Annotated in this window: 18 protein-coding genes and 1 pseudogene; 10 read left to right on the forward strand and 9 right to left on the reverse strand. The window is 62.0% G+C overall.

Annotated features, from left to right (window positions below):
* Positions 1-11: 11 nt before the first annotated feature.
* The 4 genes and pseudogenes from N2600_RS11420 (at position 12) to N2600_RS11435 (ending at position 4,710) form a co-directional block, all read left to right on the forward strand.
* Positions 12-1,430, forward strand: coding sequence for an aminotransferase-like domain-containing protein (locus N2600_RS11420; RefSeq protein ID WP_222385137.1), 1,419 nt, complete (start codon positions 12-14; stop codon positions 1,428-1,430).
* A gap of 112 nt (positions 1,431-1,542) precedes the next feature.
* Positions 1,543-2,105, forward strand: a pseudogene (locus N2600_RS11425) (acyloxyacyl hydrolase).
* A 117-nt stretch (positions 2,106-2,222) separates the two neighbouring features.
* Positions 2,223-4,457 carry a phosphoribosylformylglycinamidine synthase subunit PurL gene (gene purL, locus N2600_RS11430; protein WP_260298760.1) on the forward strand — a complete coding sequence of 745 codons (2,235 nt, stop codon included), beginning with the start codon at positions 2,223-2,225 and terminating at the stop codon, positions 4,455-4,457.
* Between the two features lie 19 nt (positions 4,458-4,476).
* A complete protein-coding gene (locus N2600_RS11435) occupies positions 4,477-4,710 on the forward strand; it encodes a BolA/IbaG family iron-sulfur metabolism protein (RefSeq protein WP_003540079.1) in 234 nt (77 codons plus the stop codon).
* 34 nt (positions 4,711-4,744) lie between these two features.
* Here N2600_RS11435 and N2600_RS11440 read toward each other — a convergent pair whose 3' ends face one another.
* Positions 4,745-5,926, reverse strand: coding sequence for a hypothetical protein (locus N2600_RS11440; protein ID WP_260110933.1), 1,182 nt, complete (start codon positions 5,924-5,926; stop codon positions 4,745-4,747).
* Between the two features lie 166 nt (positions 5,927-6,092).
* On the opposite strand from N2600_RS11440, the gene N2600_RS11445 reads away from it, so the two are divergent.
* The 6 genes from N2600_RS11445 (at position 6,093) to N2600_RS11470 (ending at position 11,327) form a co-directional block, all read left to right on the forward strand.
* Entirely contained in the window at positions 6,093-6,323 is a 231-nt protein-coding gene (locus tag N2600_RS11445) for a hypothetical protein (RefSeq protein WP_260110934.1), read from the forward strand.
* 66 nt (positions 6,324-6,389) lie between these two features.
* Positions 6,390-7,202, forward strand: a complete 813-nt coding sequence (locus N2600_RS11450) for a c-type cytochrome (RefSeq protein ID WP_260298761.1) — start codon at positions 6,390-6,392, stop codon at positions 7,200-7,202.
* A 150-nt stretch (positions 7,203-7,352) separates the two neighbouring features.
* Positions 7,353-7,688, forward strand: a complete 336-nt coding sequence (gene grxD / locus N2600_RS11455) for a Grx4 family monothiol glutaredoxin (RefSeq protein ID WP_017964491.1) — start codon at positions 7,353-7,355, stop codon at positions 7,686-7,688.
* 137 nt (positions 7,689-7,825) lie between these two features.
* The gene (locus tag N2600_RS11460; RefSeq protein ID WP_032985091.1) at positions 7,826-9,031 is read left to right on the forward strand and encodes a multidrug effflux MFS transporter; all 1,206 of its coding nucleotides are present in this window, start codon (positions 7,826-7,828) and stop codon (positions 9,029-9,031) included.
* 36 nt (positions 9,032-9,067) lie between these two features.
* Complete coding sequence (locus tag N2600_RS11465) at positions 9,068-10,348, forward strand: multidrug effflux MFS transporter (protein WP_260298762.1); 1,281 nt, start codon at positions 9,068-9,070, stop codon at positions 10,346-10,348.
* Positions 10,349-10,586: 238 nt separating this feature from the next.
* Positions 10,587-11,327: a metallophosphoesterase gene (locus N2600_RS11470; protein WP_260298763.1), complete on the forward strand. Its 741-nt coding sequence runs from the start codon at positions 10,587-10,589 to the stop codon at positions 11,325-11,327.
* A 43-nt stretch (positions 11,328-11,370) separates the two neighbouring features.
* On the opposite strand, the gene N2600_RS11475 is transcribed toward N2600_RS11470, so the two are convergent.
* The 8 genes from N2600_RS11475 to N2600_RS11510 form a co-directional block, all read right to left on the reverse strand.
* Entirely contained in the window at positions 11,371-12,195 is an 825-nt protein-coding gene (locus tag N2600_RS11475) for an inositol monophosphatase family protein (protein ID WP_260298764.1), read from the reverse strand.
* A gap of 40 nt (positions 12,196-12,235) precedes the next feature.
* On the reverse strand, positions 12,236-13,063 hold the full coding sequence (locus N2600_RS11480) for an inositol monophosphatase family protein (RefSeq protein WP_017964496.1): 828 nt from the start codon (positions 13,061-13,063) through the stop codon (positions 12,236-12,238).
* Positions 13,064-13,110: 47 nt separating this feature from the next.
* Complete coding sequence (ttcA, locus tag N2600_RS11485) at positions 13,111-13,980, reverse strand: tRNA 2-thiocytidine(32) synthetase TtcA (protein WP_260298765.1); 870 nt, start codon at positions 13,978-13,980, stop codon at positions 13,111-13,113.
* Positions 13,981-14,040: 60 nt separating this feature from the next.
* On the reverse strand, positions 14,041-14,970 hold the full coding sequence (locus N2600_RS11490; RefSeq protein WP_130682789.1) for a glutaminase: 930 nt from the start codon (positions 14,968-14,970) through the stop codon (positions 14,041-14,043).
* 102 nt (positions 14,971-15,072) lie between these two features.
* Positions 15,073-15,690: a 30S ribosomal protein S4 gene (gene rpsD, locus N2600_RS11495; RefSeq protein ID WP_017964499.1), complete on the reverse strand. Its 618-nt coding sequence runs from the start codon at positions 15,688-15,690 to the stop codon at positions 15,073-15,075.
* Positions 15,691-15,914: 224 nt separating this feature from the next.
* Complete coding sequence (locus N2600_RS11500) at positions 15,915-17,429, reverse strand: ATP-binding protein (RefSeq protein WP_260110937.1); 1,515 nt, start codon at positions 17,427-17,429, stop codon at positions 15,915-15,917.
* A 178-nt stretch (positions 17,430-17,607) separates the two neighbouring features.
* Positions 17,608-18,408, reverse strand: a complete 801-nt coding sequence (murI, locus tag N2600_RS11505; protein WP_222385150.1) for a glutamate racemase — start codon at positions 18,406-18,408, stop codon at positions 17,608-17,610.
* Positions 18,389-19,219, reverse strand: coding sequence for an RNA methyltransferase (locus N2600_RS11510; protein WP_222385151.1), 831 nt, complete (start codon positions 19,217-19,219; stop codon positions 18,389-18,391). The genes murI and N2600_RS11510 overlap by 20 nt, the downstream gene beginning before the upstream one ends.
* Positions 19,220-19,221: the final 2 nt, after the last annotated feature.

The raw sequence follows: 19,221 nt of genomic DNA on the forward strand, positions 1-19,221 counted from the left end.
CAATTGTCACCATGACAAATTGGCTTCCCGACATTTCCCGCGGTTCCGGTCCGGTCTATCTCCGGCTTGCCGACAGCATCGAATCCGCCATATCAAGCGGCGCCTTGCCCGCCGGCAGCAAATTGCCGCCGCAGCGCAACCTCGCCTATGATATCGGCGTGACGATCGGCACGATCGGCCGTGCCTATGCGCTGGTACATGAGCGCGGCCTGGTCGCCGGCGAAGTGGGGCGCGGCACCTATGTGCTGAACCGCTCTGAGACGCCGCCCGGAGAGCAAATCGATCCGCTGACCGTCTCGCTCGGCGGCACCCGCATCCAGGATGCGCCGGCCAACAAGATCCGCTTCGACACGACAGCCGCGCCGGATCTCGGCCAGGGCAAGGTCATAGCGGGCATCCTTGCCGAGATCGGCGTGCAGCATCTATCCGAAATCTCTTCCTATTCCCGGAGTTTCCCGCGCAACTGGTTTGAGGCCGGCCGCCTGTGGCTTGCCCGCAGCGGCTGGACGCCGGACGCTGAAAACATCGTGCCGACTCTCGGCGCTCATGCGGCGGCGATATCAGTCGTCGCCGCCGTCTCGGCGCCGGGCGACAAGATCGTCTTCGAGGATCTCACCTATACCCAGGTCAGCCGTAGCGCCCGCCTTCTCGGCCGCCGCACGCTGACGGTCGATTCCGATGAGCTCGGCGTGATCCCCGAGGATTTCGAGCGGCTCTGCCAGCAGCAGCATCCGAAGATCGCCTTCCTGATGCCGACCGTCCACAATCCGACGCTGGCGATCATGCCCTATGACCGGCGCGCTGCAATCGCTATAATCGCCAGGAAGCACGGCGTCTGGCTGATCGAGGACGACCTCTACGGCGGCATGGCCGACGACGACACGCCGCTGCTCGCCTCGATTGCGCCTGATCGCACCTTCCTCGTCAACGGCCTGTCGAAAGCGGTCGCCGCTGGCGTGCGCGGCGGCTGGGTCGCCTGCCCGCCGCATTTTGCCCAGCGCATCAAAGTGACGCACAGGATGATCACCGGCGGCCTGCCCTTCATCCTGGCGGAGACCTGCGCGCGCCTTGTCGAAAGCGGAATGGCGCACGAGATCCGCAAGGCAAGTGTCGAGGAACTCTCCCGGCGGGTCCGGCTCGCCCGCGAACAGTTGCAGGGCTTCGATTTCGAATCGCACCCGCACGCGCCCTTCCTCTGGCTGAAACTGCCGGAGCCCTGGATGTCGGGCACCTTCAAGAATGCCGCCTTCCGCGATGGCGTGCTCGTCGACGACGAGGACGAGTTCAAGGCGGCGCGGGGAGAGAGGCCCTATCATCGCGTTCGCGTCGGTTTCTCCTCGCCGAAGACAGGGCAGGAACTGATCTCGGGACTGATGATCCTGCGCCGGCTGCTGGAAAATGGCGGCTCCGCCTATGATGGCGAAATATGATGTGTTGCAAATACACGTCAAAATCATCTCGCCAGGGTCCTGCCGCTTTACCCCTCGAACCGTCATGCTACCTCTTGTCATCCCCTCAGGTGAGGGAATCAAAGGACAGCATATGACGATCGACTTCGGAAAAGTCGCTCTGCTATTGTTGGGTATAGCGTCAGTGGCAGCGGTAGCCGGCTCGCAAGTGCAGGCGAGCAGATATTTGATGAATTACGCTTCGGCGCTTCGGCCTCGGTGCAATCGGGCCACTCCAGGGAAGACGGCGTCTTTCCCGAAATTACCGCTCTCTTCGATCCTTTCGGCTACGACACGGCGGTCGGCTGGCAGCAAAAATTGTTGCATCCCCGCGTCCATCTCGGCACCTCGATCGGTACGTCGGGCGAAGCCACTCAGTTCTTCACCGGTTTCACCTGGACGGTCGATTTCAACGAGAAGCTCTTTGCCGAAGCCGGCTTCGGCGGCGTCATCCATACCGGCGATCTCGAGGGCGATGATGACGGCCCGGAACTCGGCTGTCGCGTCCTCTTCCACGAATACCTAGGCGCCGGCTATCGTTTCAACGCCCACTGGAATGTCATGGCCCAGTTCGCCCATTCCTCGCACGCCGATCTCTGCGACGGGCCGAACGACGGCATGACGCGCGCCGGCTTGCAGGTCGGCTACAAGTTCTGAGTGGTTGCTCTTTTGGATAGGTCTGCCCGCCCTCTGTTGACGGCGGGCATTTTCCTGTCGCGCGTCGCCGCTACATAAGCTAAAGACAGCGCAAAACGCGCCAGGGACTTTCCGCTCATGACCATTCCAAACACCATCCCGATCACGCCGGAACTCATCGCAAGCCATGGCCTGAAGCCGGACGAGTACCAGCGCATTCTGGATCTGATCGGCCGCGAACCGACATTTACCGAGCTCGGCATCTTCTCGGCCATGTGGAACGAGCACTGCTCCTACAAATCCTCGAAGAAATGGTTGCGCACGCTGCCGACCAAGGGGCCGCGCGTCATCCACGGCCCAGGCGAAAATGCCGGCGTGGTCGACATCGATGACGGCGATTGCGTCGTCTTCAAGATGGAGAGCCACAACCACCCCTCCTATATCGAGCCCTATCAGGGGGCTGCGACCGGCGTCGGTGGCATCCTGCGCGACGTTTTCACCATGGGCGCGCGCCCGATCGCCGCGATGAACGCGCTGCGCTTCGGCGAACCGGATCATCCGAAGACCCGCCACCTCGTCTCCGGCGTCGTCTCCGGCGTCGGCGGCTACGGAAATTCCTTCGGCGTGCCGACGGTCGGCGGCGAGGTCGAATTCGACGCCCGCTACAACGGCAACATCCTCGTCAACGCCTTTGCCGCCGGTATTGCGAAGTCCAACGCCATCTTCCTGTCCGAAGCCAAGGGCGTCGGTCTTCCGGTCGTCTATCTCGGCGCCAAGACCGGCCGTGACGGCGTCGGCGGTGCGACGATGGCGTCGGCCGAATTCGACGAATCGATCGACGAGAAGCGCCCGACCGTTCAGGTCGGCGACCCCTTCACCGAGAAGTGCCTGCTGGAAGCCTGCCTCGAGCTGATGCAGACCGGCGCCGTCATCGCCATCCAGGACATGGGTGCGGCCGGCCTCACCTGCTCGGCCGTCGAGATGGGCGCCAAGGGCGATCTCGGCATCCTGCTCGAACTCGACAAGGTGCCGGTGCGCGAAGAGAGGATGACGGCCTACGAGATGATGCTGTCGGAAAGCCAGGAGCGCATGCTCATGGTGCTGCAGCCGGAGAAGGAAGAGGAAGCCAAGGCGATCTTCGTCAAGTGGGGCCTCGATTTTGCCATCGTCGGCTGGACGACCGACGATCTGCGCTTCCGCGTCATGCACCAGGGCGAGGAAGTCGCCAACCTGCCGATCAAGGATCTGGGCGACCAGGCGCCGGAATATGATCGCCCCTGGCGCGAATCCGGCAAGCATGCCCCCCTGCCCGCCAATCTTGTCGCCGCACCCGAGGATTATGGCCAGGCGTTGCTGCAACTCGTCGGCTCCGCCAACCAGTCGAGCCGCCGTTGGGTCTATGAGCAATACGACACGCTGATCCAGGGCAATTCGCTGCAGCTTCCGGGCGGCGATGCCGGGGTCGTGCGCGTCGACGGCCATCCCTCCAAGGCGCTCGCTTTCTCCTCCGACGTCACCCCGCGTTATGTCGAGGCAGACCCCTTCGAAGGCGGCAAGCAGGCGGTCGCCGAATGCTGGCGCAACATCACCGCGACAGGCGCCGAACCGCTCGCCGCTACCGACAATCTGAACTTCGGCAATCCCGAAAAGCCCGAGATCATGGGCCAGCTCGTCGAGGCCGTGAAGGGCATCGGCGAGGCCTGCCGCGCGCTGGATTTCCCGATCGTGTCAGGCAACGTCTCGCTTTACAACGAGACCAACGGCGTCGCCATTCTGCCGACCCCGACGATCGCAGGCGTCGGCCTGCTGCCGGACTGGCGCAAGATGGCTCGTATCGGCACTGCCAACGACGGCGACAAGGTGATCATGATCGGCGTCGACGGCAGCCATCTCGGCCAGTCCGTCTATGTGAGAGACGTGCTTTCCAGCCGCGAAGGTCCGGCACCGGAGGTGGATCTGTTTGCCGAGCGCCGCAATGGCGATTTCGTTCGCTCCGTCATCCGCAACGGCCAGGCGACCGCTTGCCACGACATCTCCTCGGGTGGCCTTGCCGTGGCGCTCGCCGAAATGGCGATGGCCTCGGGCAAAGGCCTGACGATCGATCTGAGCGAAGGCAGAGGTGCACCACATGCGCTGCTCTTCGGTGAGGATCAGGCGCGCTACATCCTCACCTTGCCTGCCGATGTTGCCGATTTCGTCTGCGTCAATGCAGAAGGTGGCGGCGTTCCTTTCCGCCGCCTCGGCACGGTCGGAGGAACGGCGCTCGTCGTCGGCGATCTCATCTCGCTGCCGATTCAGCAATTGCGCGATGCCCATGAATCATGGTTCCCTGACTTCATGGAAGGCCGCGGCGAACTTGCCGCTGCGGAATGATGCGCAAGGAGTAACGATCATGGCCATGAAACCCGGCGATATCGAAGACATGATCAAGGCTGGGATTCCCGGTGCCAAAGTGACGATCCGCGATCTGGCGGGCGACGGCGATCACTACGCCGCCGAAGTCGTCGCCGAAGCCTTTCGCGGCAAGAGCCGCGTGCAACAGCACCAGATGGTCTACGAGGCGCTGAAGGGCAATATGGGCGGCGTGTTGCATGCGCTGGCGCTGCAGACCTCGGCGCCGGAATAGAGCCGACGCAATCCGGACGGACGATGCCCGGCCCTCAGCCGGCCATTCTCTTTTCGTCGGGATCGGCAAAGACCGAGGCCGGCATCGGCCCGGATGTCAAAAGTGTGAAGTCGAAGGGCGCCTGCAAATCCGGCCCAAGCACATATTGCCGGTGGACGCGCAGCTGGTCCGTGCGGATCTTACGGTAGTGCTCGCGCGTCAGCATCTGCTTGACGCGGATCAGGATCATCTTCGCCTGAGGCGCATCCGCATGGCCGGAGACGGCGACGACCGGCACCTTGTAGAAATTGATCGAATCCGTCAGGCACTGCACATCGAGCCAGGAAATCTCGGGACAGCGGGCGATCAGCCCGACACGGGCGCGAAGCAGCTTTGCCGATGACATGAGCGCACATTGCAGGATGGCGCTGCCGAGGGTGGCAAACACCACGCGCTTGCCTTTGAATATCTCCGGCTCTCTTTCCAGCAATATGCCGACGACATGGGCGGCGACGCTCGATCCCATGCTGTGCGAGGAAATCACATATTCGTCCACCTCTTCGTCAAGCGCCTTGCGCACGCCAGCGGCCCGGTCTTCCAGCCAGCTGTTGAAATCGGCCCGGTCCATACGGCCGAGCGCCACGGCCATTTTCCAATCGGCAAAGAGATGCAGCGTATGGAAACGCTCGGAAAACGGCAGGAAGGCGAAGATGAAGAAACAAAGCGCCAGCGGCCCGCTCCAGAGCATGTGCCACGACGAAAAGCTAAGAGCATAGGGCAGGATGGCGATCTGCGCCGTCAGCGCGATCGCCAGCGCGGTCAGCAGGAACGGGAAAAGGAAGAACAGGCCGAAGCGCCAGGCATGGCGGAAATAGCCCCGCATCCCGCCTTCGAGCATGATCTCGGCGCAGCTTCGGAAGCCCGCTATGATCTGGCTCAGCGTGTTGCCGGCACGCAGTCTGCGCACCAGTGCATCGTGATCGACCATATGGATCCGGCTCTTCGTCTGCCAGCCGGGGGATCCGGCCCCTGCCTCCGGCGCTGTAGCCTTCTCACCCGTCGTGACCACGAAACTGACCGGATCGCTCCTCCCGTCCGCTGCCCCTGTCTCCACCGAATAGCCCCAAACGGCTGCACTCTGCCTCGCCGAACGCTCGTAGCGCGCCCTGTGAGCAACGCCGTCAAGCGGCTCGAAGCCCGGGAAATGCAGGACGACCCGCTTCTCGATCAGTTTCATTCCGCTCTTCCGGCCGGGCAAATGGCCGGCATGTTGCTGCGATCCGGCTGCTGTGCCGCTGATATCGGCAAAAAAGGCAGCTATGATCTCGAAGCCGTCTTGCTAACCGAACTCTTCCGGAATTCAATAGCATCCATGTCGATTCCACCACGAACGGAGGGGTTTTGTGGCCGACCTAGTCAAAGAATTGATATCGGGCGTCGTCGACAGCGTGCTGAAGGAGATCCTGAAGAAAACCACCGGCCGCGCCACGACGAAGCGCAGGAGGCGTAAGACACGCCCCGCCGCGACGACCACAGCTGCGCGCAAGACGATCTCGGCCAAACCCAAGCCTCCCCGCAAACAAGTCAGCAAGCGCCGCACCGCCGCCGGCCGCAGCCGTCAACGCCGTAGTTGAGGTGCAATGAAAATGTGAGCAGTTTTCGGACGAGTTCTGCGGCGCTATTGGGGGCATGAAGCGACGATGCGCATCGTGAAAATCATTCTCGCGGCCATCGTCGCGATCTGTCTCATCGCCGTTGCCGGCGTATACGCCCTGTCGGAGATGCGTCTCTCCAGGACCTATGACGTCGCAGCGGCCGATTTCACCGTCAAGACGACGCTGTCTGCGGAAGAAGCCGAACGCCGCGCCCGTACGCTGATGTGCGGCGGCTGTCATCACGATGCCGGCAACGTGCTCATCGACGAGCCGGGCGTCGGCCGCATCGTCGCGCCGAACCTGACCCGCTTCGTGCCCATGTACAGCGATGCTGAACTCGTGCGCCTCATCCGCCACGGCATCAAGAAAGACGGCACCGGTGTCTTCATCATGCCGGCAAGCAACTTCGCCAATATCACCGATGACGACATGGCGGCGATCATTGCCTGGCTGCGCAGTCTGAAGCAGCTTCCCGACGCGTTGGTGGGAACGACGCAATGGGGACCGCTCGGGCGAATCGGCCTGGCGCTCGACAAAATCCCCTTCGAAGCCGATCTGGTGCCCGCCGTCATCACCCCTGCCGCCACGCGTCCGGCCGATATCGGCGAATATGCCTTCAGGACCGACTGCAGCCATTGCCACAATCTCGATACGGCAAAGCAGTCGGAAGCGTTCCTGGCACCGGCGCTTAAGCCCCTGGCGCAATCCTATTCGGCTGCCGATTTCAAGACGCTGCTGCGCACCGGCAAGGGTGTCGGCGACCGCGATCTCGGCGTGATGACGCAGGTTTCACAATGGGATTTCAGCCACTTCACCGATGCTGAAATCGAGCAGATTCAGATCTATCTCGCCCACTAACCGTAACGCGACGGCAACAACCCGGCAACGGCCTGCCCGAATTGGTCTTTTTTTGGTTCGGGCGGCTGGAATTCCTGCTGTCGCATGCTATTTAAAGGCAACGATTGAAACGGTGGGCCTTTAACCCGCCTGTTGAAAGGATTAGGTCCCATGAGCGGTATTCACGAATTCATCGACAACGAAATCAAGAGCAACGACGTCGTCCTCTTCATGAAGGGCACGCCGCAGTTTCCGCAGTGTGGTTTCTCCGGCCAGGTCGTGCAAATTCTCGATTACATCGGCGTCGACTACAAGAGCGTCAACGTGCTCGCCGATTCGGAAATCCGCCAGGGCATCAAGGAATACTCCAGCTGGCCGACAATCCCGCAGCTTTACATAAAGGGCGAGTTCGTCGGCGGCTGCGACATCGTCCGGGAAATGTTCCAGGCTGGTGAACTGCAGCAGCACCTCCAGGAAAACGGCATCGCGGTGCGCGCCGCCTCCTGACCGGTCACCGGGCGTCCGCCCGGTTTCCAAATCTGTATCTTGAGTCCGAGGCGCTGCGGCAAGCAGCGCCTTAGCCTGTTTATGGGAATTTCATTGTGACAGATTCATCACAAGCCGTGTCCGCGGGCCGCCTGCCCATGGGCAAGCGAGAATTTATCGCGCTCGCCGCCTTCCTGATGGCCGTCAACTCTCTGGCGATCGACATCATGCTGCCGGCCTTGCAGCAGATCGGCGCCAGCCTCGGCGTCGAGAGCGAAAATCACCGGCAATTCGTCGTCTCCACCTATCTGCTCGGCTTCGGCTGTGCCCAGCTGTTCTACGGGCCGCTCTCTGACCGTTTCGGTCGCCGCACGCCGCTTTTGATCGGTCTCGTCATCTATATCCTGTCCGCCATCAGTATCGTCTTCGTGCCGTCCTTTGCAGGGTTGCTCGCCCTGCGCTTCGTGCAGGGCGTCGGTTCGGCCGCAACCCGCGTCATCACCGTCTCCATCGTTCGCGATATCTATGGCGGCCGGCAGATGGCCGAAGTCATGTCGCTGATCATGATGGTCTTCATGATCGTACCGGTCATTGCGCCCGGCACCGGCCAGATCGTCATGTTCTTCGGGAACTGGCACCTGATCTTCCTCTTCATAGCCACCATGGCGACTGGTATTGCCGTCTGGGCCTATCTCCGCCTGCCGGAAACATTGCATCCCGCCAATGTCCGTCCCTTCACCGCCCGCTCGATCTTCGGCGCCTTCAAGCTGGTGCTGACCAATCGCGTCGCGCTCTGCTACACCATCGCCAGCACCTTCATCTTTGGCGCGCTGTTCGGCTTCATCAATTCGGCCCAGCAGGTCTATGTCGGCATTTACGATCTCGGCGTCTATTTCCCCTTCGCCTTCGCCGGCGTGGCGATCTTCATGTCGCTGTCGTCCTTCTTCAATTCACGCTTTGTCGGCAAGCTCGGCATGCGCCGGCTGTCGCACGGCTCGCTCATCGGCTTCATCGCCATCAACGCCATCTGGCTGATCGTCCAGATGGCCAGCACTGAGCCGATGCCCTTCGCACTGTTCATCTCGTTCTTCGGCCTTGCCATGTTCCAGTTCGGCTGGATCGGGTCAAACTTCAATTCGCTCGCCATGGAGCCGCTCGGCCACGTCGCCGGCACCGCCTCCTCGGTCCTCGGATTCATGAGCACGGTCGGCGGCGCCCTCATCGGCGCCGGCATCGGCCAGGCCTTCGACGGCACCGCGCTGCCGATGGTCGCGGGTTATTTCTTTGTGTCGATCATTGGCCTTGTCTTTGTGCTGATCGCCGAGAAGGGCCGCCTCTTCCAACAGCAGAACCCGGCCGTCTGAACGGCCGGCCTCCCTCGCATTCGGAATCTCAATTACATGACGCCGTCGCATAAACCGCACCAGGAAAACCAGGGCTCCGGCCGCATCGGCATGGGCTTTGGCGAATTCGTCGTCACCATTGCCATCATGACCGCCAGCGTCGCCATGGCAATCGACAGCATGCTGCCGGCTTTGCCCAATATCGGCCATTCTCTCGGCGTCACCAATACCAACGACGCGCAGCTGATCATCGGCGTGTTCTTCTTGGGATTCGGCGTCTCGCAGATCTTCTTCGGCAGCCTTTCGGATACGTTCGGCCGCCGCAACATCCTGCTCGGCGGCCTCGCCTGCTATGTTGTCGGAATGTTTGCCGCCGCAGCAACCGGCAGCTTCGAAATGCTGCTCGTCATGCGCTTCGTTCAGGGTGTGGGCGGTGCTGCTGTGCGCATTACGACCATGGCCATGGTACGCGACTGCTTCGGTGGCCGCGAAATGGCCCGCGTCATGTCCTATGTGATGATCGTCTTCATGATCGTGCCGATCGTTGCCCCCTCCGTCGGCCAGCTCATCATCCTTTATGCCAACTGGCACTGGATCTTCATCCTGCTCGGCATCATCGCCACCATCCTGTTCGTCTGGGCTCTCCTGCGGCTGAAGGAATCGCTGCCGCCGGAAGAACGGCTGCCGCTGTCGGTCGGCTCTGTCGTCGATGGCTTCAAGACCGTGCTCACAAACCGCATCACCTGCGGCTATATGATCGGCCTCACCATGTTCACCGGCGTCATCAGCGCTTATGTGATCTCTGTGCAGCAGGTGTTCGGCGAGGTCTACGGCCTTGGCGACTGGCTGCCGATCGCCTTTGCGGCCACCGCCGGCGGCATCGCCGTCGCCAATTTCGCCAATGGATTCTTCGTGCGCAAATTCGGCATGCGTCGCATCTCGCACGCCGCCCTGCTGATCTTCACGGCGCTGTCGGCTGTCGGCTTTTTCCTCGCACTGGCCGGCAAGCCGGATTTCGCCGTCGCCTACGGCATCTTCACCATCGTATTGATGATGTTTGCCGTGATCGCCACCAATTTCACCGCGATCAGCCTCGAGCCGATGGGCAATCTCGCCGGCACGGCAACCGCCATCACCGGCTTCGTCTCGACGACGGCCGGCGCCATCCTCGGCGGCCTGGTCGGCCAGATGTTCAACGGCACGGTGCAGCCGCTCTTCGGCGGCTTCGCGCTCTTCGGCGCGGTGACGATCGCAGCCACCCTCTGGGCGCAAAACGGCAAGCTGTTCACTCACCCCGGCGACAGCCCGCAGCTCGATTCGGGTGCTGCTCATTTCTGAAATGGGAAGCGTCGCAAAAGACTGATTTTGCGACGCTCTGCGAACCTCAGGACGGTCGGGTGGCCTTGCCACGATAACGATTTTCGGTATGCCCTTTCAGAAGACACCAGAGCATGATGCCGAAAAGTGTGACCGGTTTTCGGACGACATCATGCTCTAACTATTTAAATTAGAACAGGATTCAGATTTTAGGCCGAACAGGCCTAAAATCATCCTGTTCTAGGCAAGGACGAACGAAATGGCCGTTGCTCACTCCGAATGGTTGCCCGCTATTCGCGAGATCGATCCAGCTGTTGCTGTGTGTGCAATAGGCGACGTTCACGGACGTGCCGATCTTCTGGCGGAGATTCATTTCAGCATCGCCAGAGAAATTGACCTGATCTCGCCAGATGCCGCTCACTGTGTCCATTTGGGCGATCTAATCGATCGCGGTCCGGAAAGCTTGCGCGCCCTGAAGCTGGCAATGGAAGGCATCGCAGGCATAGAGAGCCACACGCTCATTGGCAATCATGAACACCGCCTGCTTCAACTGCTCGAAATGCCGGACGCCGAAATGATGGAGCGCTGGCTGAAAAATGGCGGCGCAGAGTTCTTCGAGGAATTGGGCGTCGATCCCAATGGTCGGTGGGAACAGCCGGTAGCAAAGCACTTGGGTAAGCAGCTTATTGAATGGCTACATTCTTTGCCCCTAAAGCTGCAGTTCGGAAAGCTGCTCTTTGTTCATGCAGGATTAGACCCCAACATATCTATAGAAAGCCAGACCGCCGACACGCTCGCATGGATTCGCGAGCCCTGGCTGTCTTCGGAAGGGCCGTATGAAGATGGTCTGGCTGTCATTCACGGCCATACACCAGTCGCTGAGGCTGCTCTTGGCAACCAGCACAGAATCAATTTGGACACAGGCGCCTGTGAAACGGGCACACTCAGCGCGCTTCTGATCCATGGCAACAAAATGAAGCTTTTGCAGACCGGCAATTAATGGCTCTGTCATCGCGGACCCGATCTGTCGGGTTTCTATGCGTTCAAACCGTGAAGACCTCACGCCGCAGCACGTCCCAGGAGGCCTTGTCGGGGGTAATCAGCAGCCCGCCGTCGAGATGATGCGGCAGGTAGGGCGAGCCGTCGAAGCGCGCCGCATAGGCGCCTGCCTCCTGCGAGATCAACGTGCCGGCAAGGTGATCCCAGGGCATCAGCTTGTTGTACATGAGGTAATGCACATGACCGCCGGCAAAGGTGCGGTATTCGTGGGCGGCGCAGCGGTAATTGGTGAGGAAGCGCACCTTGGCGAGGTTGGCGAGCACTTCGCGGCGCTTTTCCTTCGGCAGGTAGCCGGTCGAGGCCATGCCGACCATGTGCTCCAGTTCGACGGACGCTGCGACCGACAGCCGCTCGGCGCCGCCATCAGGCCGCCGCAGCCAGGCACCGCCGCCCTTTTCCGCCATCACCCAGTCGTCGCCCATCGGATCATAGATGATGCCGGCAATCGTCTCGCCGCCGGAGATAACGGATGCCATGATGCCGAAGGCCGGGATGCCGGCGGCGAAATTGAAGGTGCCGTCGACCGGATCGACGACGATCGCGAGATCGGCATGTTCGAGGCTGCCGAGCAAATCAGGATCGGCCGCGACCGATTCTTCGCCAAGGAACAGCGCGCTCGGCCAGAGTTGCGCAGCTTCCGCCTTGATCATCCGCTCGGCCTGCTCATCGGCCTCGGTGACGAGATCGGTGGCCTCGCTCTTGGCGCGCACGTCGTCCTGACCAAGCCGACGAAATCGCGGCAGGATCTCCGCCTTCGCCGCGCGGCGCAGCAGATCGGCCAGAACGGTCACGTCGACAGTCGAAGTCATGTCAAATCCTCACGCTTAGGTCTCTCAGGAGAAGCTTGAATCAGATGCCGACGATCTCGCGCCGAATGAGCTGCCAGCTCTCCCGGTCTGGCGCGGAGATGATCCCACCCGTCGTCTCGCCGGGGCGATAGGGCGTGCCGTCGAATTTCGCCGTATGGCCGCCGGCCTCCTGATGCGCGAGCACGCCGGCCAGGTGGTCCCAGGGCATCAGCTTCGCATGGCCGATGAAATGCATCTTGCCGGAAGTGACCATCCAATATTCGTAGGCCGAGCAGTTGAAGGCGAAGGTCATGCGGATCTTCGCCATGTTGGCGCAGATACGCGCGCGATCCGGTTCGTCCATGTGGCTCCATGACAGGCCACCGACCATCTGGTTCAGGCTAGCAGGCTCGGCGACCTTCAGCTTTGTCGACTGCCCGTCCCGACGTTTCAGAAAGGCGCCTGCCCCCCTGATCGCGGTCACTGTGTCGCCGAGAACGGGATCGTGAATAATGCCGGCGACCGTTTCGCCCCTGACGGTCACCGCCAACATGGTCCCGAAGACAGGAAGCCCGGCGGCGAAATTGAACGTCCCGTCGACAGGGTCGATGACGAAGGCGAGCTCGGCATCGGCAAGGGCCGGCACGACGGACCGGTCGGCGTCATAAGCCTCCTCGCCGACGATGAGTGCTGCGGGAAAGCGCTCTCTCAGCGCCGCGGTGATCCGCTGTTCGGCAAGCAGGTCAGCCTGCGTCACCAGATCGATTGCCGACGTCTTTTCCGAAACATCGGCAGCGTCGAGATTGCGGAAACGCGGCATGATTTCGGCGCGCGCCGCCTCCCTGACGCAATCGCCGAGAAAGAGAATATCCTGATCTGAAATAGTCATGCGAAATCCTGTCCGTCATATAATGAGCAGCCTGCTTAGCTGGCTTTTCATGAAGGATCGGTGACACCAAGGGTGGAAAAGTCGAAGAGTTTCGGGTCGAGCAGATGCGACGGGTTCACATGCGACAGCGCCCGCAGCATCGTATCCTTGCGGCCCGGCATCCGCCGCTCGATATCGGCGAGCATGTCCTTCATCGCATTGCGCTGCAGCCCGTCCTGCGAACCGCAGAGATCGCAGGGGATGATCGGAAACTGCATGGCGACGGCGAATTTCGCGAGGTCGTCCTCAGCTGCATAGGCCAGCGGCCGCAGCACCATCAGATCGCCCTCGTCGTTCAGAAGCTTCGCCGGCATCGAGGCGAGCCGGCCGCCATGGAAGAAATTCATGAAGAAGGTTTCGAGAATGTCCTCGCGGTGATGACCGAGCACCAGCGCATCGCAACCCTCTTCCCGCGCGACACGATAGAGATTGCCGCGGCGCAGCCGCGAACAGAGCGAACAATAGGTGGCGCCTTCAGGCACCTTCTCCTTCACGATCGAATAGGTATCGCGATACTCGATCCGGTGCTGAACGCCGATCTTGGTGAGATAGTCCGGCAGCACGTGTTTCGGGAAGTTCGGCTGGCCCTGGTCGAGATTGCAGGCGATGAGTTCGACCGGCAACAGCCCGCGCCATTTGAGATCGAGCAGCAGCGCGAGCAGCCCGTAGGAATCCTTGCCGCCGGAAAGGCCGACCAGCCAGCGCTTCTGGCCCTTCAGCATATCGAAATCGTCGAAGGCCTGGCGCACCTGCCGCAGCAGCCGCTTGCGCAGCTTGTTGAAAGAGACGGAACGCGGCGCATCGGCAAACAGCGCATGGCCGCTGGTGTCGGCTTCGCCACTCTCCAACTCATCGGCGATATTGGCTGCGATATTCATTGCTTCGTCCTACAGAAATTCCACACTTGCTCTAGCAGAAACCCGCCTGGCAACACAGCGTCAATCGCCGAAAACCGACCAGCCGGTGCGCGCTGCGAGCATTTCCAACGCCGCGGCGCCGAGCTGCGAATTGCCGACCTTGTTCAGCCCCGGCGACCACACTGCGATCGAGGCAATGCCCGGCGCCACCGCGAAGATGCCGCCGCCGACGCCGCTCTTGCCGGGCAGGCCGACATGATAGGCGAAGTCACCCGAGCCATCGTAATGGCCGCAGGTCAGCATCAGCGCATTGATGCGACGCGCCCGCTTCGGCGAGACCACCGAATGGCCGGTCGTCGGATTGCTGCCGCGCGCCGCCAGGAACAGCCCGGCGCGGGCCAGCTGCTCGCAGCTCATCGACAAGGCGCATTGATGGAAATAAACGCCGAGCACGTGATCGACGGGATGGTCGAGATTGCGGTAGGCGCGCATGAAGTTGGCAAGCGCGAAATTGCGATATCCGGTCTGCGTTTCCGAGCGCGCCACCTTGTCGTCGATGGTGATTGACTCGTCATCGGCAAGATAGCGCACGAAACGCAGCAGCTCGCCGATTGCCTCACGCGGCGCATGGCCGGCCATGACGACGTCGCTGACGGCGATGGCGCCGGCATTGATGAAGGGGTTGCGGGGGATGCCGCTCTCGTGTTCGAGCTGGACGATAGAGTTGAAAGCCGATCCGGAAGGTTCGCGCCCGACGCGCTTCCACAGCCCCTCGCCGACCTTGCCCAGCGCCAGCGTCAGCATGAAGACCTTCGATATGCTCTGGATCGAAAAGGCGATATCGGCATCGCCGACACGATAGACCCTGCCGTCGACGGTGACGATCGCCATGCCGAACTGCTTCGGGTCGACCTTGGCGAGCTCGGGAATATAGTCCGCGACCTTGCCCTCGCCGATCCGCGGCTGGATATCGGCGTAGATGCTATCGAGGGTCGCCTGCAAATCTGCCATTGCTTCTCTCCAGATCGCAAAAAAGCCGCTCGAAAGAGCGGCTTTCCGTATATCGACGCATGCTGTTGTCTCGCAATCGGTTTCGACTGCGAGACCAATGCATTAACGCGAATAGAATTCGACGACCAGGTGCGGTTCCATGACGACCGGGAACGGAACGTCGCTGAGTGTCGGGACGCGGCCGAAGGTTGCGACCATCTTATGGTGATCGACTTCGATGTAGTCGGGAACGTCGCGCTCGGCGAGGCTGACGGCTTCCAGAACGATCACCAGCTGCTTCGACTTTTCGCGAACTTCGATGACGTCGCCGGCCTTGCAGCGGTAGGAACCGATGTTGACGCGTACGCCGTTGACCGAGACGTGGCCATGGTTGACGAACTGACGGGCAGCAAAGACCGTCGGAACGAACTTGGCGCGATAGACGATCGCGTCGAGGCGCGATTCCAAGAGGCCGATCAGGTTTTCAGAGGTGTCGCCCTTGCGGCGGTCGGCTTCGGCGAAGATCGCGCGGAACTGCTTTTCGCGCAGGTCACCGTAGTAGCCCTTGAGCTTCTGCTTGGCGCGCAGCTGCACACCGAAGTCCGAGAGCTTGCCCTTGCGGCGCTGGCCGTGCTGGCCCGGGCCGTACTCGCGGCGGTTCACCGGGGACTTCGGACGGCCCCAGATGTTTTCGCCCATACGGCGGTCAATTTTGTACTTGGACGATTCGCGCTTGCTCATCGTATTTCCTTTCAAAGGTTTAAGACGGTTTGTTGCCAAACCGCACGAAGGAAACACGCCCTCCTCTGATCTCTGCCGAGATCCGACAGGATGTTCCGGTTAGCGAACAGAAACGATCCACGGGACATGTCAAATGAAACACCGGACATTGCTGCCCGGTGCTTGCGGCGGTCTTTAGAGGGCCGTCATGAAAATGTCAACAGCGGCAAACCCGGAAAGCGCCACTATTCCGCCGCCAGCGGTTGGTCCCCGCCAGCATCAGGCGCGTTGGCGTCGCCCGGCGCCGTCTGGCAGTCCATGTCCGGGAAAGCGACGATACGCTTGCCGGAAAAATCGGCGTGCACGACGATGATGCCCTGCTCCTCGAAATAGCCGAGCAGGCGCCGCGCGCGACGGGCGGAGTGGGTGCCGTAGGCGCGGGCTATGCGGGCGTCCGACGGGCACGGCTCGCCGCAGACGGCGGCCTTGGCGAGCATCAGGAAGACGCCCTGCAGGTCGTCGGTGACACCTGAAGACAGCGACAGCGCCGTCGCCCAGGCATCGGTCGCAGCTGTCGTTGCGTCGACGCCGGAACGTGAGATCGCCACACGCCGGCGGAAATCCGGCAGCGCGATCGGCGGTCCCGGCACGCGACGCATGCGCAGCCTTACCAGAAAATCCTGGTAGAGCACCGAATCGGTACGGAAGGCGGAGGTGGGATCGTCGAGGATTTCGGCAAGCACGCCAGCCAGGCGCTCCTTCCGCTCCTCGGCGGAGACTTCCGCCTGGCTCGCCCTCGCCTCGGCAGGTACCGCCGATGCCGCCGGCGTCGAGCGCGAGAGTTCGGCCAGAATATCGGTCGTCGGCCGCGGCGCCGGCGGGGCACGGCGCACCAGCGGCCGCTGGAATTCCTCCGGATCGGGCGTGAAGATCAGATCCTCGACATCCTGAGGCGCATCCGGCAGCGGCATCAGCTTCGGGCTGGAAGAGCGCGCCGAGGTCTCCACCGCGCCGATCTGAATCGGCAGCGGCCGGCGCGATAGCGCCGGTCCGAGGGCGACGAAATTGCCGCGCTTCAGGTCGCGGAACATCTCGGCCTGGCGCCGGTCCATGCCGAGCAGGTCGGCAGCGCGCGCCATGTCGATATCGAGAAAGGTGCGGCCCATCAGGAAGTTCGAGGCCTCAGCGGCGACGTTCTTGGCGAGCTTGGCAAGCCGCTGCGTCGCGATCACGCCGGCAAGGCCGCGTTTACGCCCGCGGCACATCAGATTGGTCATCGCGCCGAGCGACATCTTGCGCGCATCTTCCGAGACATCGCCGCCGACCGACGGCGCAAACATCTGCGCCTCGTCGACCACGACGAGAACCGGATACCAGTATTCGCGATCGGCATCGAACATGCCGTTGAGGAAGGCGGCGGCGGCGCGCATCTGGTCTTCGAGATCGAGGCCTTCGAGCGTCAGCACGCAGGAAACGCGATGCTGACGGATGCGGTTGGCGATGCCCGCCAACTCCCCTTCTGTGCGTTCACCATCTACCACGACATGGCCGAACCTGTCGCTGAGGGTGACGAAATCACCCTCTGGATCGATGATGACCTGCTGCACCCATTGCGCCGACTGCTCGAGCAGGCGGCGCAGTAGATGCGACTTGCCCGATCCGGAATTGCCCTGCACGAGCAGACGGGTCGCCAGCAGCTCCTCGATATCGAGCGTCGCCGGGCTGCCGGACGCCAATCCCATATCGATGCCAACCTGCAATGCATATCCTCGCGACGAAGAGACTCACATGAATGAAGCGCCATTCTTCCGAAACGGCATCGCCCCGTCTATCAAAGAATGCGCGGTTTTTCAGGACTGGATTTCGCCAACCCACAGGACAATTCCTGGCTTCATCCGAGAAACTGATCCAGCGCCGTGATCGCGCTTCTTCGCCGAGCTACGCCCTCAAGCCGAATCCCTGCATCAGCCGCCGGGTCGCAAAATCGGGATCGCCCGAGGTGAGCACCGCGAAGTCAACATTGTCGGGATGCACAGCGTCTGCAACCAGCGGCACCAGCGTGCGGGCGCGCCGCGCGATCGCTTCGGCGGGGTCGAGCCAGTCGACCGGCCAGGGCGCAAGCCGCCGGAAAAGATTGGCCATGAAGGGATAATGCGTGCAGGCGAGCACGACGATATCGGTCTTTCGGCCGTCCTTCTCGACGAAACACTGGTCGATTTCGGCAAGCACGGCGTCGTCGGAGACGGCGTCGCCGCGAATATAGGCTTCCGCCATGCGCGCAAGGTTCTCCGAGCCGACGAGCCGCACATGGCATTGCTGGGCGAAGGACTGGATGAGATCGCGGGTATAGGCGCGCTTGACTGTGCCCGGCGTCGCGAGCACCGAGACGAGGCCGGAGCGCGTACGCTCCGCCGCCGGCTTGATCGCCGGCACGGTGCCGACGAAGGTCATCTGGGGAAAAGCGGCGCGGAGATCGGCGCCAACCAGCGTGAAGGCGGTGTTGCAGGCGATGATGCAGACTTCGGGATCGTGCTCTTCGAGCAGCCGGCCGAAAAGCCCGATGATCCGTTCCTTCAGCGCCTGTTCCTCCCAGCCGCCATAGGGAAAGCCGGCATCGTCGGCGACATAGATGAAACCGCGTTCCGGCATCAGCACACGCGCCTCGCGCAAGACGGTGAGCCCGCCGATGCCGGAATCGAAGACGAGGACGGGTTTCAGCTCATGCGTCGGCGCTGTCATCGGGCGGTGTTTCCTTGGCCGCTATGGGGAACCGGCCACCGCGCGGGCTCTTGCGCGAGAAGCGGTCGAGGGAGGAGATGACGCCGCGCAGCACGCTGATTTCCTGCTCCGTGAAAGCCCGGCGGGATAGAACAGCGCGTAGATTGTCGACCATTTTCGGCTTTTTCCCGGCAGGGTGGAAATAACCGCGCACATCGAGCGCCTCCTCCAGCTGGTCGAACAGGCCGAACAGCTGTTCCTTGGTCGAAGGTGTCTGCCCCATCGCCTGGAAGGGCACGGCGCCGAGATCCTCCATGCCTGATTTCATCCATTCATAGGACATCAGCAGCACCGCCTGGGCGATGTTCAGCGAGGCGAAGGCCGGATTGACGGGAAAGGTGACGATCTCGTCGGCAAGCGCCACCTCCTCGTTGGTCAGCCCCCAGCGCTCGCGCCCGAAGAGGATGCCGGTGCCCTCGCCAGCGCGAAACCTCGCCCGGAGCGTCTCGGCGGCGATGACAGGCGAACGCACCGGTTTGTAACCGTCGCGCTCGCGCGCCGTCGTCGCATAGACGAAATTGAGGTCGGCGACCGCCTGCTCCAGCGTATCGTAGACCTTTGTCGCCTCGATGACGTGATCGGCCTTGGAGGCAGTCGCCAAGGCTTTCTCGTTCGGCCAGCCGTCGCGCGGATTGACGAGGCGCAGTTCTGCAAGGCCGAAATTCGCCATGGCACGCGCCACCATGCCGATATTCTCGCCCATCTGCGGCTCGACCAGAATGATGGCCGGCCCTTCGGCCAGAAGTTGACGCTCGCTGTTCGTGCCTGCCATGG

The organism is Rhizobium sp. WSM1274 (assembly GCF_025200775.1).
Classification (GTDB): Bacteria; Pseudomonadota; Alphaproteobacteria; order Rhizobiales; family Rhizobiaceae; genus Rhizobium; species Rhizobium leguminosarum_I.

Bases quoted from the DNA above. Each gene is read 5' to 3' on its own strand.
- N2600_RS11420 (WP_222385137.1), top strand. From the start codon at position 12: ATGACAAATTGGCTTCCCGACATTTCCCGCGGTTCCGGTCCGGTCTAT.
- purL (WP_260298760.1), top strand. From the start codon at position 2,223: ATGACCATTCCAAACACCATCCCGATCACGCCGGAACTCATCGCAAGC.
- N2600_RS11435 (WP_003540079.1), top strand. From the start codon at position 4,477: ATGGCCATGAAACCCGGCGATATCGAAGACATGATCAAGGCTGGGATT.
- N2600_RS11440 (WP_260110933.1), bottom strand. From the start codon at position 5,926: ATGAAACTGATCGAGAAGCGGGTCGTCCTGCATTTCCCGGGCTTCGAG.
- N2600_RS11450 (WP_260298761.1), top strand. From the start codon at position 6,390: ATGCGCATCGTGAAAATCATTCTCGCGGCCATCGTCGCGATCTGTCTC.
- grxD (WP_017964491.1), top strand. From the start codon at position 7,353: ATGAGCGGTATTCACGAATTCATCGACAACGAAATCAAGAGCAACGAC.
- N2600_RS11460 (WP_032985091.1), top strand. From the start codon at position 7,826: ATGGGCAAGCGAGAATTTATCGCGCTCGCCGCCTTCCTGATGGCCGTC.
- N2600_RS11465 (WP_260298762.1), top strand. From the start codon at position 9,068: ATGACGCCGTCGCATAAACCGCACCAGGAAAACCAGGGCTCCGGCCGC.
- N2600_RS11470 (WP_260298763.1), top strand. From the start codon at position 10,587: ATGGCCGTTGCTCACTCCGAATGGTTGCCCGCTATTCGCGAGATCGAT.
- N2600_RS11475 (WP_260298764.1), bottom strand. From the start codon at position 12,195: ATGACTTCGACTGTCGACGTGACCGTTCTGGCCGATCTGCTGCGCCGC.
- N2600_RS11480 (WP_017964496.1), bottom strand. From the start codon at position 13,063: ATGACTATTTCAGATCAGGATATTCTCTTTCTCGGCGATTGCGTCAGG.
- ttcA (WP_260298765.1), bottom strand. From the start codon at position 13,980: ATGAATATCGCAGCCAATATCGCCGATGAGTTGGAGAGTGGCGAAGCC.
- N2600_RS11490 (WP_130682789.1), bottom strand. From the start codon at position 14,970: ATGGCAGATTTGCAGGCGACCCTCGATAGCATCTACGCCGATATCCAG.
- rpsD (WP_017964499.1), bottom strand. From the start codon at position 15,690: ATGAGCAAGCGCGAATCGTCCAAGTACAAAATTGACCGCCGTATGGGC.
- murI (WP_222385150.1), bottom strand. From the start codon at position 18,408: ATGACAGCGCCGACGCATGAGCTGAAACCCGTCCTCGTCTTCGATTCC.
- N2600_RS11510 (WP_222385151.1), bottom strand. From the start codon at position 19,219: ATGGCAGGCACGAACAGCGAGCGTCAACTTCTGGCCGAAGGGCCGGCC.